Origin of the sequence: Buchnera aphidicola (Tetraneura ulmi), from assembly GCF_964058925.1 — a bacterium.
GTDB lineage: Bacteria > Pseudomonadota > Gammaproteobacteria > Enterobacterales > Enterobacteriaceae > Buchnera_D > Buchnera_D aphidicola_B.
In genome coordinates this window covers 282,493-299,159 of the sequence record NZ_OZ060366.1, presented here as the reverse complement: position 1 = coordinate 299,159, position 16,667 = coordinate 282,493, and the positions used below count along the sequence as shown (strand labels likewise).

Sequence of the window (16,667 nt, the reverse complement as noted above, 5' to 3'; positions counted from 1 at the left end):
ATTTATTCAAATTTCAAAATAATAAAAAATTATAAAATTTCTTTTAGCATATCATTGCTAATATAATCAGGAGAATTAGTCATCGGACAAATAGCAGAAGTAGTTTTTGGAAAAGCAATAGTATCTCTAATACTATTAGAATTAGTAAGTAACATAATTATTCTATCCAATCCTAATGCAATTCCTGCATGTATAGGTGCACCATATGTTAGTGATTCTAAAAAAAAACCAAATTTTTCTAGTTGTTCTTTCTCTGAAATTCCAATTAATTTAAAAATAGTTTTTTGTACTTCAAAATTATGGTTTCTAACTGACCCACCTGCAATTTCATATCCATTAATTACTAAATCATAAGATTTTGATATTATTGTTTCTGGTTTTCTTTTCATTGTTTCTATATTGGAATTTTTAGGTTGAGTAAATGGATGATGTAAACAACATAATTTTCCATCTTTTTCTTTTTTAAACATTGGAAAATCAGTTATCCAAACAGGTTTAAATTCATTTGGATTTACTAAATTTAATTTTATTCCTATTTCCATTCTCAACTTATTTAGTACATTATTTACTGTTTTTGAAATACCAATTACGATTATTATTAAATCTTTGGATTTTGCATTAATTTTTTTAATTATTTTTAAAATTATTTTTTTTTTTGTATAATTTTTTAATATTGAACAATCAAAATCATAATTTTCTGATAATTTTTTTTCTTTGACTAATATTGTTATTAATTCATAAAATCCATATTTTTTTTTTAATTCTTCTTTTAGAACTTTTATTTTTTTTTCTTTTAAAACAATTCCATTTGGAACACAAATAGCAGCGATACGTGTTTTTTTTGTAGATTCAATATTTTTTTTTATAAAATCTAAATTTTCAACTTCTTGTAGCAAATCTTTTAAATCAAATAATTTCATTGGATTGCGTAAATCTGGTTTATCTGTTCCATAATCTTTTATAGATTGAGTAAAAGTTATTTTTTTTATTTTTTCAAAAGTAATATTTTTTATTTTTAACCATATAAAAGATATAAGATTTTCTACAATTTTTTGTATTTTTTGTTCACTTATAAAAGCTGCTTCAATGTCAATTTGAGAAAATTCTGGTTGTCTATCAGAACGTAAATCTTCATCTCTAAAACATTTTGTTATTTGATAATATTTATCAATTCCAGAAATCATCAGAAGTTGTTTAAACAACTGAGGTGACTGAGGTAGTGCATAAAACTTTTTTTTATGTATTCTGCTAGGTATTAAATAATTTCTAGCTCCTTCTGGAGTAATTTTTGTAAGAATAGGAGTTTCAATTTGCATGAATTTTTTTGATTGCATGTATTTGTGAATAAGAAGAATTGTTTTACTACGTATTTTTAATTTCTTTAATAATTCTAATTTTCTTAATTCTAAATATCTGTATTTTAAAGAAATATCTTCTGAATTAATTTTAGAATTATCTATTGGAATTGGTTGAGATGCATTAATTATAGTTAATTTTTTTACTAATACTTCGATAAATCCTGTTTTTATTGATTTGTTTATATTTTTTAAATTTCTTCTTTTCACTATTCCAAACACTTGGATACAAAATTCGTTTTTTAGTTTTTTTGCTACTTTAAATAATTTTTTATTTTCTTCTAAAAAAGTTATTTGAATTATTCCACTCCAATCTCTCATATTTAAAAAGATAATTTTGCTTAAATTTCTATAACTATGAACCCATCCACATAAAGTTACAAATTTGTCTATATTAATTTCTTTCAATTCACCACAATAATGAGTTCGCATAAATATTAATACCTATTAATAATTACTAAAAAATTAAAATTTATTTATCGAATTTTTTATTTATTTGCGTTTTTTTATCTACTACGAAATATAATTCTACCTTTATTTAAATCATAAGTAGTTAATTCTACAGTAACCTTATCTCCAGTTAAAATTCTAATGTAATTTTTTCTCATTTTTCCAGAAATATGAGCAATTACATTATGTCCATTTTCCAATTTAACTTTAAACATGGTATTTGGTAATGTATCTGTTATTACACCTTGCATTTCTATATTTTTTTCTTTAGGCATATTTTTCTCATTTAAATATGATTTATATTAAAAATTAAAAGAATTTTTTTATTAATATTATTTATTTTCTTTTTCTAAATATTCTTTAGCATCTAAAGCTGCCATACATCCTGTTGCAGCGGCTGTAATAGCTTGTTTATAACAATTATCAATAACGTCTCCTGCTGCGAATATTCCAGGTATATTGGTTTGAGTTGAGTTTTTTATCAAAATTTTTTGTACTGAAATATATCCTTTTTTAGTTTTTAATTGATTTGAAAAAATCTTTGTATTTGGAATATGACCAATAGCAATAAAAAGCCCTGAAATTTTTATTTCTGAATAAATATTTTTATGGTTTTTAATTTTTATTCCAGAAACACAATTTTCTTTTCCAAAAATTTCATATACGATGCTATTTTTATGAAAAATGACTTTTTTAGATTCTATTTTTTTCTTTAATCTATTTATTAAAATTTTCTCTGCTTTAAAATTTTCTTTTCGATGTATTAAATGTATTTTTGACACAATATTAGAAAGATATAAAACTTCTTCAATAGCTGTATTTCCACCACCTACTATTGCTATATCTTTATTTTTATAAAATATTCCATCACAAGTTGCGCAGGATGAAACACCTTTTCCCATATATTCTTTTTCTGATTTAAGTCCTAAATATTTTGCATAAGAACCAGTAGCAATAATAACTGAATTAGAAATGTAAATATTTTCTTCTCCAAATAGAAAAAAAGGTTTATGCATAAAATTTACTTTTTTTATAATATCAAAAACAATTTTAGTTTTTAGTTTTTTACTGTGTTTATTCATTCTGTCCATTAATTGAATACCAGTAATATTTTTGTAATCTCCTGGCCAATTTTCAATTGTATTTGTAGTAATTAGCTGTCCTCCTGGAGTAGGACCAGTAACTAAAATTGGATTTAAATTGGATCTAGCTGCATAAATAGCAGCAGTATATCCTGAAGGACCTGATCCTAATATTAGTAAATTACTTCTAACTATTTTTTTTTTTTTCATATTTTTTAAAATTATATAATTTTCTTAGATGATTTAATGGTTGAGTAGTATATGAATTTCTAAATGATAAATCCTTAAAAAAAATATTATCTAAAAAAATTAAAATATAACATTTTTACAAAAAAAAATATAGAACTATTCAAAATATTTTTTTATAAATAAAAATAATAATTAAATTATTAGAGAAAATTTAAAAATATTTGTATAATTTTAGTATTAAAATACTAAAAAGACTAATCTTTGACTATGTTGGATAATAAATTACTAAAATTTAAATTAGAAGAAGTAAAAAAAAAATTATTACGAAGAAATTTTTTTTTAGACTCTGAAAAAATAATTTCATTAGAAAAAGAAAGAAAAAAGATACAATTAAAAACAGAGAATCTACAAGCTAAACGAAATTTACTTTCAAAATTGATTGGTAATTCCAAAGTTTTAAAACAGGATACAACTTTACTTTATAGTAAAAGTATTACGTTACAAAAAAAATTAAATAATTTTAAAAAAAAATTAGCTGAAATAAAACAAAAAATAAAAAAAATTTTTTTAGAATTTCCAAACATTCCTGATGATTCAATTCCAAATGGAGAAAATGAAAATAATAATAAAAAAATATTAAATTGGGGTGAAATACCAAAATTTAAATTTTTGGTTAAAGATCATATTAAACTAGGGAAAGAAAGAAATGGATTTGATTGGAATGCTGCTGCTCTTATTTCTGGATCTCGTTTTTCTATAATGAAAGGAAATATTGCAAAACTTCATCGAGCATTAGGTCAATTTATGATAGATTTACATACTGAAAAACATGGCTATTTAGAAACTTATGTGCCTTATTTAGTAAACAGACATTGTTTATATGGAACTGGACAGTTACCAAAATTTTCTAAAGATTTATTTCATATAGAAAAAAAAACTGATCAAAAACATTCTAAATATATTTTAATTCCTACTGCAGAAGTACCATTGACTAATATTGTACAAAATAAAATTCTAGAAGAACATGAATTACCAATTAAATTAGTGGCAAAAACTCCTTGTTTTAGACTAGAATCTGCTTCTTATGGAAAAGATGTAAAAGGATTAATTCGTCTGCATCAATTTGAAAAAGTTGAATTAGTACAAATTGTAAAACCCGAAACATCGATGCATATGTTAGAACAACTAACACTAAATGCTGAAAAAGTATTAAAATTATTAGAATTACCATATCAGAAAAAAATATTATGTTGTGGTGATTTAAGTTTTAGTGCTTCTAAAACTTATGATTTAGAAGTATGGTTTCCAGCACAAAATACTTATAGAGAAGTATCATCTTGTTCAAATATGTTAGATTTTCAATCTAGAAGAATGAGGTCTAGATATAGAAATTCAAATAAAAAAATATTTTTTTTACATACACTAAATGGTTCTGGATTAGCAATAGGAAGAACATTAGCAGCTATATTAGAAAACAATCAGTTAGAAAATGGAAAAATTCTAATTCCAACTGTTCTTCAAAAAAGATATATGAATGGAATTAAATACATATAATCATTGATCGTAAAAAAAATAATTTAACTTTTTATCTTGGGAGAATAATGATGAAAAAAATTCATAATTTTAGTGCTGGACCAGCAATGTTACCTAAAGAAGTATTAATGGAAGCAAAAAATAATTTTTGTAATTGGGAAAAAAATGGTTTTTCTATAATGGAAATTAGTCATAGAAGTCATTTTTTTTTAAAAGTTGTTGAAGAAATAGAAATAAATATTAGAGAATTATTAAATATTCCAAATAATTATCAAGTATTATTTTGTCCTGGAGGTGCTAGAGGTCAATTTTCTGCTATTCCTATGAATTTGCTAAATAAAAATGATAAAGCAGACTATATTGATAGTGGATATTGGTCACATTTAGCTGCAATAGAATCTTCTAAATATTGTTATTCTAATATAATTGATGTTAAAAAAAAAGAAGAAAAAAGAAGTATTTTATCTATGAAAAATTGGGGCATCTCAGATAATTCAGTTTACATACATTACTGTCCTAATGAAACTATTAGTGGAATAGCTATTTATGAACAACCCAATTTTTATGGAAAAACAATTATATGTGATTTTTCTTCTTTTATTTTTTCAAAAGTAATTGATATTAAAAAATATTCTTTAATTTATGCTAGTTCTCAAAAGAATATTGGTCCTGCAGGTATGACTATTGTTATCATAATAGATGATTTAATTAAAAAAGCTCAAAAAATCACTCCTTCAATTTTAAATTATAAAATTTTGTTAAAAAATCGTTCTATGTTTAATACTCCAGTCACATTTTCTTGGTATTTGTCGGGATTAGTTTTCAAATGGATTAAAAAAAGAGGAGGAGTAAAAAATATAGAACTATTAAATCAAAAAAAAGCTAAATATTTATATTCAGTAATAGATTCTAGTAACATATATATAAATGATATTCATCCAAAAAATCGATCTATAACTAATGTAGTATTTAAATTACAAGGAATAAATTTAGAAAAAAAATTTTTAATAGAATCTGAAAAAGAAGGATTTCTTTTTTTAAAAAATCACTATATAGAAGGAGGTATTAGAGCTTCTATTTATAATTCAATGAGTGTTAAATCTGTTAAATCTTTAGCTGAATTCATGGTTTTTTTTGAAAAACGATACGGTTGATTTAAAATTTGTTCAATATTAAAAATATTCTTTTTCAAATCAATTTACGGAGGATTATTGTAATGTCTGATAGTTTAGTTTTAAATCCAATTAAATTTGTAAATGGTAATGTTGTTCTTCCTGGTTCTAAAAGTATTTCTAATAGAGTCATATTATTATCTTCTTTATCAAAAGGTATCACAAATATTAAAAATTTATTAAATAGTGAAGACACACAACATATGTTGAATGCACTAAAAATAGTAGGTGTATCATATTTTTTATCAAAGGATAAAAAATCGTGTCAAATATATGGAAATGGAACTAATTTTTTAAAACAAAAAAAAACTATAAATTTATTTTTAGGTAATGCTGGAACTGCAATCAGACCTTTAATTTCATTATTTTCTTTGTATAAAAACGAAATTTTTATAACTGGAGATAATAGTATGAAAAATCGACCAATAGAACATTTAGTGGATGCTTTAAGACAAGGAGGAGCTGAAATTTCTTACGAAAGAAAAAAAAATTATCCTCCTGTATTAGTTAAAGGAGGTTTTATTGGAGGAAAAATAGAATTAAAGGGAAATGTTTCTAGTCAATTCTTGACTTCTATTTTAATAATGGCTCCATTAGCTATTTTAAATACAAAAATTGAAATAATAGGAAACTTAGTATCTAAACCATATGTTGAAATGACGATTAAATTAATGAAAATTTTTGGGGTTAACATAATTAACAATAATTATAAATCTTTTTTCATTAAAGGAAATAGTGAATATAAAACTCCTGGGGTGTATGAAATTGAAGGAGATGCGAGTTCTGCTTCTTATTTTTTAGCTGCTGGTGCTATAAAGGGTGGGACAGTTACAGTACATGGAGTAGGTAAAAATAGTATACAGGGAGATATATATTTTGCAAAAGTACTTAAAAAAATTGGAGCAGTTGTTTCTTTTGGTGAAAATTTTATTTCTTGTAGTAAGGGAGAGCTAAAAAGTGTTAACTTAGACTTGAATAATATACCAGATGCAGCTATGACTGTAGCTATTATTTCTCTTTTTTGTTCTGGAACTACATGTATTAAAAATATTTATAATTGGAAAGTTAAGGAAACAAATCGATTAAAAGCTATGGCAAACGAATTAAGAAAAATTGGTGCAACAGTAAAACAAGGTAATGATTATTTGATTATTACCCCCCCTAAAAAATTTTTATATAGTGCTATTGAGACATACAATGATCATAGAATAGCTATGTGTTTTTCTTTAATTGCATTATCTAATGTTTCTACTAAGATTATTAATCCTAATTGTGTTAACAAAACTTTTCCAAATTATTTTAAAGAACTAAGTTCTATAAGTCATTATTAAAAAATAAATATATTATTTTGTTAACATTTTTATTTTTTTAAAAATAATTTGATTAAAGATTATAAATAATTAAAGTTGAAAACTTTATTTAAAAATTTTTAATCTTAAATTTAGTTAACAATTAAAATCTATAAAAAATAAATTTTTTAAAATAATCTAATTGTTGCAAGAATGTTTCTTTAATGTTAATTTTAATAAATTTTATTAAGAATTTTAAAAAATTTAAAATTTTTTAAAATCAATAATCTTTTTTTTTAAGAACTTTTTAAATTTATTTATATTTTTTTTAAATAAAAATTATTTAAACATATTTTTTTTAAAAAATAAAATAAAAAATAAAATTTTACCAATATATAATCACTCCATAATATGGATTTGAACTGGGATAAATCATAATTTCAATTAACAAGAAGTTAATTAGAAATTAATACGATATGTAAATAAAAATATTAATATGAAAGAATCTTTCCATCAACTTTTTGAAGAATCTTTACAAAAAATAAAAACACAACCTGGTTCTATAATTAATGGAATTGTCGTATCTATAGATAAAGAGACAGTAGTAGTAGATGCAGGATTAAAATCTGAATCGTCTATTCCAATAGAACAATTTAAAAACAATAAAGGAAAAACAGATGTAAAAATAGGAGATTTAGTAGAAGTTGCATTAGACGCAATAGAAGATGGTTTTGGAGAAACTATTTTATCAAGAGAAAAGGCTAAAAGACATGCTGCTTGGATAAAATTAGAAAATTCTTTTTTTAATTCAAGTACTGTAGTAGGAGTTATCAACGGAAAAGTTAAAGGTGGTTTTACTGTTGAATTAAACGATATACGAGCATTTCTACCTGGTTCTTTAGTAGATGTAAGACCAATACGAGATACAATTCATCTCGAAGGAAAAGAATTAGATTTCAAAGTGATAAAATTAGATAAAAAGAGGAATAATGTAGTTGTATCTAGAAGAGCTGTAATAGAATTAGAAAATAGTGTGGAAAGAAGTGCTTTATTGGAAAGTTTAAAAGAAGGAATAAATATAAAAGGAATTGTAAAAAATTTAACTGATTATGGAGCTTTTATTGATTTAGGAGGAGTAGATGGATTATTACACATAACTGATATGGCTTGGAAAAGAGTAAAACATCCAAGTGAAATTGTTAGTGTAGGAGAAGAAATAGTTGTTCAAATATTGAAATTTGATCGTGAAAAAACTAGAGTTTCTTTAGGATTGAAACAATTAGGTTTAGACCCATGGATAGAAATATCTAAAAAATACCCAGAAGGTTCTAAAATAACTGGAAGGGTAACTAATTTAACTGAATATGGATGTTTTGTTGAAATTCAAGAAGGAGTTGAAGGATTAGTTCATGTATCTGAAATGGATTGGACGAATAAAAATGTGCATCCATCAAAAGTAGTTCAAGTTAATAAAAAAGTTGATGTTATGATTTTAGATATTGATGAAGAAAGAAGAAGAATTTCTTTAGGAATTAAACAATGTTTAGAAAACCCATGGAAATTATTTGAAAAATCATATAAAAAAGGTGATAAAGTAAATGGAAAAATTAAATCTATAACTGATTTTGGAATTTTTATTGGTTTAGATGGAAATATAGATGGATTAGTACATTTATCAGATATATCTTGGAATTCTACAGGAGAAGAAGCAGTAAAAAAATATAAAAAAGGAGACTCTATTGTAGCTGTAGTACTACAAGTAGATTCTGAAAGAGAAAGAATTTCTTTAGGTATAAAACAAATAAAAGAAGATATATTCAATCGTTATTTAAAAAATAAAAAAATAGGTTCAATGATATCTTTAGAAATAATATCTGTAGAAAAGGAAACAATATTAACAAAAATTAATGAAGAATTAATAGGAAAAATAAATTTAAAAAATATATTAATTCAAATAAAAAAAATAAATGAATTAAAAGTTAATGATATTATTAAATTAAAAATAATTAGTATTAATAGAAAAAAAAGAATTTTAAATATTTTAATATTGAATAAATTGTATCCAATAAATATGGAAAATATTATTTCTTTAAATAAAGAAGATAATAATCAAAAATTAGAAAAACAACAAATGTTGTCTACAACTTTAGAATTATTGAAATTTTCTAATAAAGATAAAAATTTATAAATTCTTAAATTTTTATAGATTTGATAATTCATAAAAAAATTGTTTTTTTAGTTTCTAAATTAAAAAAAAATATTTTAAAAATATAAAAAAGGATTCTATGAATAAATCAGAATTATTAAAAAAAATAGCTAAAAAAAAACTAATATTTCTAGAAAGATTGTTGAAAAAATGATCAAAAGGATAATTAACTATATTTTAAAATCTTTGTCTAATGGTAAAAGAATAGAAATTAGAGGTTTTGGAAGTTTTACATTAAGATATAGAAAACCTAGAATTGGAAGGAATCCAAAAAATGGAAATTTACTACAACTAGAAGAAAAATATATTCCGTATTTTAAGCCTGGGAAACAACTTAGAGATAGAATAAATATTTTTAATAAAAATTTAAAAAAAAATAATAATAAATTCTTTTAATTGTAAAAAAAAAATAATTTAAGAAATTGGAAAATAAGCTTTTATTGATTTAAATCATAGCTTATTTTTCATTCATATAATATACATTCAACATAAAATTAAAAAAAATGACTATTTTAACTAAAAAAAAAATAATAATTGCTAACTGGAAATTAAATGGAAATTTAATTTTGATTAAAAATCTATTAGAAAAAATTTCTTTGATACCTGGATATATTTTAAAAAGTATCGATTTAATATTATTACCACCTCATGTTTATCTATTAGAAGTAAAAAGAAATTTATTTAAAAAAGATGAAATATACATAGGAGCTCAAAATATAGATAAACATTTTTTTGGAGCGTATACCGGAGAAACATCCGTATTAATGTTACAAGATATCGGAGTTAAATATGTTTTAATAGGACATTCTGAAAGAAAAAAATATCACTTAGAAAGTGAAAAATCTATTTCAGAAAAATTTAAAATAGTAAAATCATGTAATTTAATTCCTATTTTATGTATTGGAGAAACAAAAAAAGAGAAACAATTAGGACAAACAGAAATTATTTGTAAGAAACAAATTGACGAGATATTTAATTTACTAGAACACAAAGATGAAACGTTTAATAATTCGATTATTGCATACGAACCAATTTGGTCAATTGGAACTGGTCAAATCCCTGAATTAAAAGAAATAAATGAAATTATTTCATTTATTAAAAATTACATCAAAAAAAAAATATTTCCAAAAAAGGTGAAAAATTTTTTTGTTATTTATGGTGGATCAGTAAATTCAAATAATGTTCAAAGAATATTTAAAAAAGGAGGTTCAGATGGTCTTTTAGTTGGAGCAGCATCTTTATCTCATAAAGATTTTTCAAAAATTATTTATAATTCATACTATACAAATAAAAAAGAAAATATTTAATCGATAAAAAATATTTTCTTATTTGAAATTTATTTAATTAAAATTAAATAAAAAAATAGAATTTTTTATATACAAAAAATAGATATTAAAAAAATAGATTTAATATAGTTTTTTTGCTGTTTCTAACCAATCTTTCTTAAATGGTTTTTTCATATTATTTAAAGCATCAGTTATGTCATGATTAACCATTTTTTCATTTTGTACACCAACACATCTTCCACCATATCCATCTAATAATAAATCAATAGAATAAGATCCCATTCTAGAGGCTAAAATACGATCAAATACTACTGGAGCTCCTCCTCTTTGGATATGCCCTAGTATTGTTGCCCTTGTTTCTCTTTTTGTGTTTTTTTCAATATATTTGGCTAATTTATTTACATCACAAATGTATTCTGTTATTGCCACAATAGCGTGTTTTTTTCCTTTTTCAATTCCTATTTTTATTTCTTTTAATAATTCTTCTTTTGTTGAAGAAATTTCCGGTATTACAATAAATTCACATCCACCAGCAATAGCAGCAGCTAATGTTAAGTCACCACAAAATCTACCCATTACTTCCACAATAGAAATTCTTTGATGAGAGGATGAAGTATCTCTAAGTCTATCAATAGCTTCTACTACAGTTTCTAATGCTGTAAAATATCCAATTGTGTAATCTGTCCCAGCAACATCATTATCGATAGTTCCAGGTATACCAATGCATGGAATGCCTAGTTTGGTTAACGAATTTGCACCAATATAAGAACCATCTCCTCCAATTACTATTAATACATCAATTTTTCTATTTTTTAAATTTTTAATAGATAAAATTTGTATTTTTTTTTTACAAAATTCTGGAAATCTAGCTGAACCAAGAAATGTACCACCTTTATTAATTATATCTGATACACTGTATCTATCAAGTTTTTTCATTCTATCTTGATATAATCCAAGGTATCCATCATATATTCCATATACTTCTAAACCTTCTGAAATTGCTCGTCTAACAACACCTCTTATTGCTGCATTCATACCAGGAGAATCACCTCCACTTGTCAAAACTCCAATTTTTTTTATCATTTTTTTATCTCTCAATATTTGAATTAATACGATTAAATTCTTTTTTAAGAAACATTTTTTATGTTTATTCACAATTTTAATAAAATAAAAAAATAAGTTGTTTTTAAAATTTAATTTTTATAAAAAATATTTTTTTATAACATGAATTTGTTTATCAAATTCGTATATTAATGGTTTTCCAGTAGGAACATTTACATCAGCAATATCAGAATCATTTATTTTACTTAAATATTTTATTAGTGCTCTTAAAGAATTTCCATGAGCTACAATTAATATTTTTTTTCCATTTTTTAAATTTGGTAAAATTTTCTTATTCCAATATAAAACTACTCTTTCAAAAGTTTTTTCTAAACTTTCAGATTTAGGTAAATCATTTTTTTTAATCTTTAAATAACGATTGTCAAATCCTGAAAATGAAAAATTTTCTTTTATTTTAGGTGGAAAACTCTTATAACTTCTACGCCATAAATATAATTGTTCTGATCCATACTTTTTTTCTGTATCTGTTTTATTTAATCCTTGTAAGGAACCGTAATGTCTTTCATTCAAAAACCATGTTTTTTTACATGGGATCCAAGATAATTCCAATTCGTCTAAGATAATATTTAAAGTATTTATAGCTCTTTTTAAAAAAGAAGTATATGAATAATCAAAATTAAATTTTTTATCTTTTAATAATTTACCAGCTTTTATTGCTTCATTAATTCCATTTTTAGATAATTTGACATCATACCATCCTGTAAATTTATTTTTTTGATTCCATTCACTTTCTCCATGTCTGACTAAAACTAATTTTTTTACTAACATTTTAAACTCCATAACTTATAAAATAAAAATAGAACATTAATTTTTAAAATTTATAAAAATAATAACAATAAAAAACTACTAATTTAGAAAGAATTTTTATATAAAAAATCATTATATTTTTAATACAATTCTAGAAAAATCTTCTAGTATGTCTTTGATTGAATTTAAAAAACATATTGCTAGTTTTCCATCTATTAATCTATGATCATAAGAAAGAGATAAGTAAACCATTGGAAAAATTTTTATTGTTCCATTATCAACGATTGGACGATCTTTAATATTATTAATACCTAATATAGCAGATTGCGGGTAATTGATGATAGGAGTTGAAATAAGAGAACCAAATATTCCACCATTGCTAATAGTAAAAGTTCCATTGGATAAATCATCCAAAGTTAATGAACCTTCTTCTCCCTTTAATACAAATTGTTTAATTTTTTTTTCTATTTCATCCATGTTCATTAAATCTGCATTTTTTAATATTGGAGTTACTAATCCTTTTTTTGTGGCAACAGCTATATTCACATCATAATAATTATACTGTATTATGTTTTCTTCTTTAATAGAAGAATTAATTTCAGGGTATTTTATTAAAGACTCGACTACTGATTTTACATAAAAAGGCATATATCCTAATCGAATTCCATAGTTCTCCAAAAATTTCTTTTCATATTTTCGTCTTAATTCTATTATATGTTTCATATTTACTTCATTAATAGTAGTTGTCATAACTGTGTTATTATTAGAAAATAATAGTTTTTCAGAAATTTTTTTTCTAATTCTTGACATTGGAATTACATTTTTGTTCCTTTTTTTTTTATCTTTAGTATTTTTACTTTTTAGATGGTTATTTATATTATTTTTTTTCAAAATAGTTTCTTCAAGATCAATTTTTTTTTGATTTTTTTTAAATTCTATTTTTTTTATTTTAAGTAATCGTCTATTAGAAGGAGACAAAGAGATTTGATCGAAATTTTTATTTTTATTTTTTTCTTCCAAATCAATCATAGATTTTGATTTTTTTTCTATATTATCATTTTTTTTTGAAAAAAAAGATGTATTTTCTGTATTTATTTTTCCTATTACTTGATTAGATTTTACAATACTTCCTTTTTTTTCTAAAATAACTTCTAAAAATCCATCTACTACAGCAGTTATTTCTAAAGTAATTTTATCAGTTTCAATATCTACAATAGCTTCATTTTTTTTAACTCTTTCACCAATTTTTTTATGCCAAACTACTATTGATGCATCATTAACTGATTCTGGAAGATCGGGTACAGAAATAGTATAAATATTTCTTTTTTTCATTATGAAATTAATCCTATTATTAATAACTAAAGATTAAAAACAGACTCTATAATCTTTCTTTGTTGTTTTTTATGAACATATATATATCCAACAGCAGTTACAGAAGATCTAGGTCTTCCTATAAAAATTAAATTATTACAATAATTTGGAATAATTTTTTTAAAATTATATTGAATATGTTGCCATGATCCTTGATTTTCAGGTTCTTCTTGACACCAGATTATTTTTTTTACAAAATTTACTTTTTTAAATAAATTTTGTATTTCTTTTTTAGGAAACGGATATAATTGTTCAATTCGACAAAAAATTATTCCTTTAATTTTATTTTTTATTTGATAAGAAATTAAATCATAAAAAACTTTCCCAGTACAAAAAACAATTTTTTTGAAATTTTTTTTACAACTACTATAATTTTCAATTATTATTTTTTTAAATTTTCCATTTGACAAATCTTTTAAATGAGTTTTTGATAAAGGATTTCTTAAAAGAGATTTAGGTGTCATAATAATTAATGGAATCGAAATATTTTTTTCTATTTGTCTTAAAAGTAAATGAAAGATTTGACCAGCTGTAGTTGGAACACATATTTGCATATTATTCTCAGCAGATAATTGAAGAAATCTTTCAATTCTAGCAGATGAATGCTCTGGTCCTTGTCCTTCATATCCATGAGGTAAAAAAATAACTAAATTTGAACTATATCCCCATTTTTGTTTACTAGAACTAATAAATTGATCAATTACTACTTGTGCTGAATTTATAAAATCTCCAAATTGAGCTTCCCAAACTGTTAATGAAGATTTCTTAACAGTAGAAAACCCATATTCAAAAGCTAAAGTAGATAATTCTGATAAAACAGAATCATAAATACGAAAATTACCCTGGTTTTCACAAATATTTTTTAAAGGAATATAAATAGATTGATTATCCTGATTATGAATTACTGCATGTCTATGAAAAAATGTTCCTCTTTGAGTATCTTCTCCAATAATTCTACAAGATATTCCTTTTTTTAAAAAAATAGCATATGCAAGGCATTCACTACCACCCCAATCAAATGGAATATTTCCTAATGCCATTTCTATTCTTTCATTATATATTTTTTTTACTCTATGATGCATAGAAACATAATTAGGAATTTTATTAATTTTTAAAGCAATTTTTTTTAATTTTTCATAAGATAAATCAAATTTTTCTTTTAAACAAAAATGATGTGTATTAGGTTGGTTTTTTTTAATAACAGTTACTATTTCTTTTATAGATTTTTCATAACATAAATCCATTTTTTTTGTATAATTTATTAAAATTTTATCCTTTTCTATTATATTTATAATTTTTTCTTTTTCTAATTTTTTATAAAAAATAGAAGTAACAGTAGGATGAACAGCTATTTTCTTATACATTTTAGGTTGAGTTACTGTAGGATCATCCACTTCGTTATGTCCACGACGTCTATATCCAACTAAATCAATAAAAACGTCTTTCTTAAAAGTTTTTCGATAAATGCAAGCTAATTTAGTAACAAAAACAACTGCTTCAGGATCATCTGCATTGACATGAAATACAGGAGAATTTATCATTTTTGCAACGTCAGTAGAATATTTAGTCGATCTCAAATCTATGTTTTTAGAAGTAGTAAAACCAATTTGGTTGTTTAAAATAATATGAATTGTACCTCCAACAGAAAACGCACGAGTTTGAGACATATTTAATGTTTCTTGTATTACTCCCTGTCCTGAAATAGCAGCATCACCATGAATAGAAATTGGAATTATTTTTTCTTGGTAATTGGTTATATTTTGTTCTTGTATATTTTCTATTTCAGCACGAGCTACTCCCATAATAAATGGATTAATAATTTCTAAATGTGATGGATTAGGTTTTAAAGAAAATATAAATTTCTCATTTGAATCATTTAAAATTTCTAGATCTCTTCCAATATGATATTTCACATCTCCATTTTTATTAGGATCATAATAATTATTAGAAAACTCAAAAAATAATTCTTCAATTGGTTTTTTAAAAACATTTACTAAAACATTTAATCTTCCTCTATGAGCCATTCCTAATATAATTTTAAAAATTTTATTTTTTTTAGAAAAATTAATAATTTCATTTAAAATAGGAATCAAAGATTCTAAACCTTCTAATGAAAATCTTTTAATTCCTGGAAAATTTTTAGCAAGAAATTGTTCTAATATTTCTGATTTAATCAATGTTCTTAACAATTCTATTTTTTTTTTTGAATTTAAAAAAAAATTTTCATCACAATTATTTATTTTTTCATATAACCATTTTTTTTCTTTTTTTGATTGAACATGCATATATTCAAATCCAATAGAACCACAATAGTTATTTAACAATTTTTTATACAGTTTATTTACATTAATAGTAGAATTTTTTTTTGAAAAATTAGAAGTGTTTAATTTATAAGATAAATCTTTATTAGAAAAACAATATGATTTTATATCTAATGATTTTTCTTTTTCTTTTTTAAAATTTTTTAATGGATTTATTTTTGAATATAAATGACCATATTTTTGAAACGAAGAAATTAATTTTTTAATTTTATTTTTTATAGATACATTTTTTTTTATTAATTTTTCACTATTGTCGTCTATTAATAATTTATCTAAAAAAATATCATTTTTTTTTTTTTTAGAAAATAAATTTAAATTTTCATTTTTTTTTTTTATTTCAAGAAACACAGAAGACCAACTATGATGCACTGAGTTTGGATTAGATAAATATTTAGAATACATATTTTCGATATAAGAAGAACTAGTTTGAGTCATCCAAAAAAAAGATCTATTTTTTTTTTTCATTTATACAATTACCTTTTTATTTTAAATAATTTTTTGTATAAAATTATTAAAAATAAACTATTTTAAATAGTTATCTAAG

Annotated in this window: 12 protein-coding genes and 1 pseudogene; 6 read left to right on the top strand and 7 right to left on the bottom strand. The window is 22.7% G+C overall.

Annotated elements, in window-relative coordinates; genetic code table 11:
• Nucleotides 1-29: 29 nt before the first annotated feature.
• The 3 genes from aspS to trxB all read right to left on the bottom strand — a co-directional run bounded on the left by aspS (nt 30) and on the right by trxB (nt 3,097).
• On the bottom strand, nt 30-1,787 hold the full coding sequence (gene aspS, locus AB4W66_RS01335) for an aspartate--tRNA ligase (protein ID WP_367674662.1): 1,758 nt from the start codon (nt 1,785-1,787) through the stop codon (nt 30-32).
• Nucleotides 1,788-1,861: 74 nt separating this feature from the next.
• Nucleotides 1,862-2,080 carry a translation initiation factor IF-1 gene (infA, locus tag AB4W66_RS01330; RefSeq protein ID WP_367674661.1) on the bottom strand — a complete coding sequence of 73 codons (219 nt, stop codon included), beginning with the start codon at nt 2,078-2,080 and terminating at the stop codon, nt 1,862-1,864.
• A 57-nt stretch (nt 2,081-2,137) separates the two neighbouring features.
• A complete protein-coding gene (gene trxB, locus AB4W66_RS01325; RefSeq protein WP_367674660.1) occupies nt 2,138-3,097 on the bottom strand; it encodes a thioredoxin-disulfide reductase in 960 nt (319 codons plus the stop codon).
• Nucleotides 3,098-3,343: 246 nt separating this feature from the next.
• Here trxB and serS point away from each other — a divergent pair, with 246 nt between their 5' ends.
• The 6 genes and pseudogenes from serS (at nt 3,344) to tpiA (ending at nt 10,583) form a co-directional block, all read left to right on the top strand.
• Nucleotides 3,344-4,630, top strand: a complete 1,287-nt coding sequence (gene serS, locus AB4W66_RS01320; RefSeq protein WP_367674659.1) for a serine--tRNA ligase — start codon at nt 3,344-3,346, stop codon at nt 4,628-4,630.
• Nucleotides 4,631-4,680: 50 nt separating this feature from the next.
• Nucleotides 4,681-5,763, top strand: coding sequence for a 3-phosphoserine/phosphohydroxythreonine transaminase (serC, locus tag AB4W66_RS01315; protein ID WP_367674658.1), 1,083 nt, complete (start codon nt 4,681-4,683; stop codon nt 5,761-5,763).
• Between the two features lie 62 nt (nt 5,764-5,825).
• On the top strand, nt 5,826-7,112 hold the full coding sequence (gene aroA, locus AB4W66_RS01310; RefSeq protein WP_367674657.1) for a 3-phosphoshikimate 1-carboxyvinyltransferase: 1,287 nt from the start codon (nt 5,826-5,828) through the stop codon (nt 7,110-7,112).
• Nucleotides 7,113-7,566: 454 nt separating this feature from the next.
• The gene (gene rpsA / locus AB4W66_RS01305) at nt 7,567-9,258 is read left to right on the top strand and encodes a 30S ribosomal protein S1 (protein WP_367674656.1); all 1,692 of its coding nucleotides are present in this window, start codon (nt 7,567-7,569) and stop codon (nt 9,256-9,258) included.
• 97 nt (nt 9,259-9,355) lie between these two features.
• Nucleotides 9,356-9,672, top strand: a pseudogene (locus tag AB4W66_RS01300) (integration host factor subunit beta).
• Nucleotides 9,673-9,779: 107 nt separating this feature from the next.
• Nucleotides 9,780-10,583 (top strand): triose-phosphate isomerase, encoded by an 804-nt coding sequence (gene tpiA / locus AB4W66_RS01295; protein ID WP_367674655.1) that lies wholly within the window; start codon nt 9,780-9,782, stop codon nt 10,581-10,583.
• Nucleotides 10,584-10,682: 99 nt separating this feature from the next.
• On the opposite strand, the gene pfkA is transcribed toward tpiA, so the two are convergent.
• The 4 genes from pfkA to AB4W66_RS01275 all read right to left on the bottom strand — a co-directional run bounded on the left by pfkA (nt 10,683) and on the right by AB4W66_RS01275 (nt 16,588).
• The gene (pfkA, locus tag AB4W66_RS01290) at nt 10,683-11,645 is read right to left on the bottom strand and encodes a 6-phosphofructokinase (protein ID WP_367674654.1); all 963 of its coding nucleotides are present in this window, start codon (nt 11,643-11,645) and stop codon (nt 10,683-10,685) included.
• Nucleotides 11,646-11,762: 117 nt separating this feature from the next.
• On the bottom strand, nt 11,763-12,452 hold the full coding sequence (gene gpmA / locus AB4W66_RS01285; protein ID WP_367674653.1) for a 2,3-diphosphoglycerate-dependent phosphoglycerate mutase: 690 nt from the start codon (nt 12,450-12,452) through the stop codon (nt 11,763-11,765).
• Nucleotides 12,453-12,563: 111 nt separating this feature from the next.
• Nucleotides 12,564-13,763: a dihydrolipoyllysine-residue succinyltransferase gene (sucB, locus tag AB4W66_RS01280; RefSeq protein ID WP_367674652.1), complete on the bottom strand. Its 1,200-nt coding sequence runs from the start codon at nt 13,761-13,763 to the stop codon at nt 12,564-12,566.
• A 26-nt stretch (nt 13,764-13,789) separates the two neighbouring features.
• Nucleotides 13,790-16,588, bottom strand: coding sequence for a 2-oxoglutarate dehydrogenase E1 component (locus AB4W66_RS01275; protein WP_367674651.1), 2,799 nt, complete (start codon nt 16,586-16,588; stop codon nt 13,790-13,792).
• Nucleotides 16,589-16,667 lie beyond the last annotated feature (79 nt).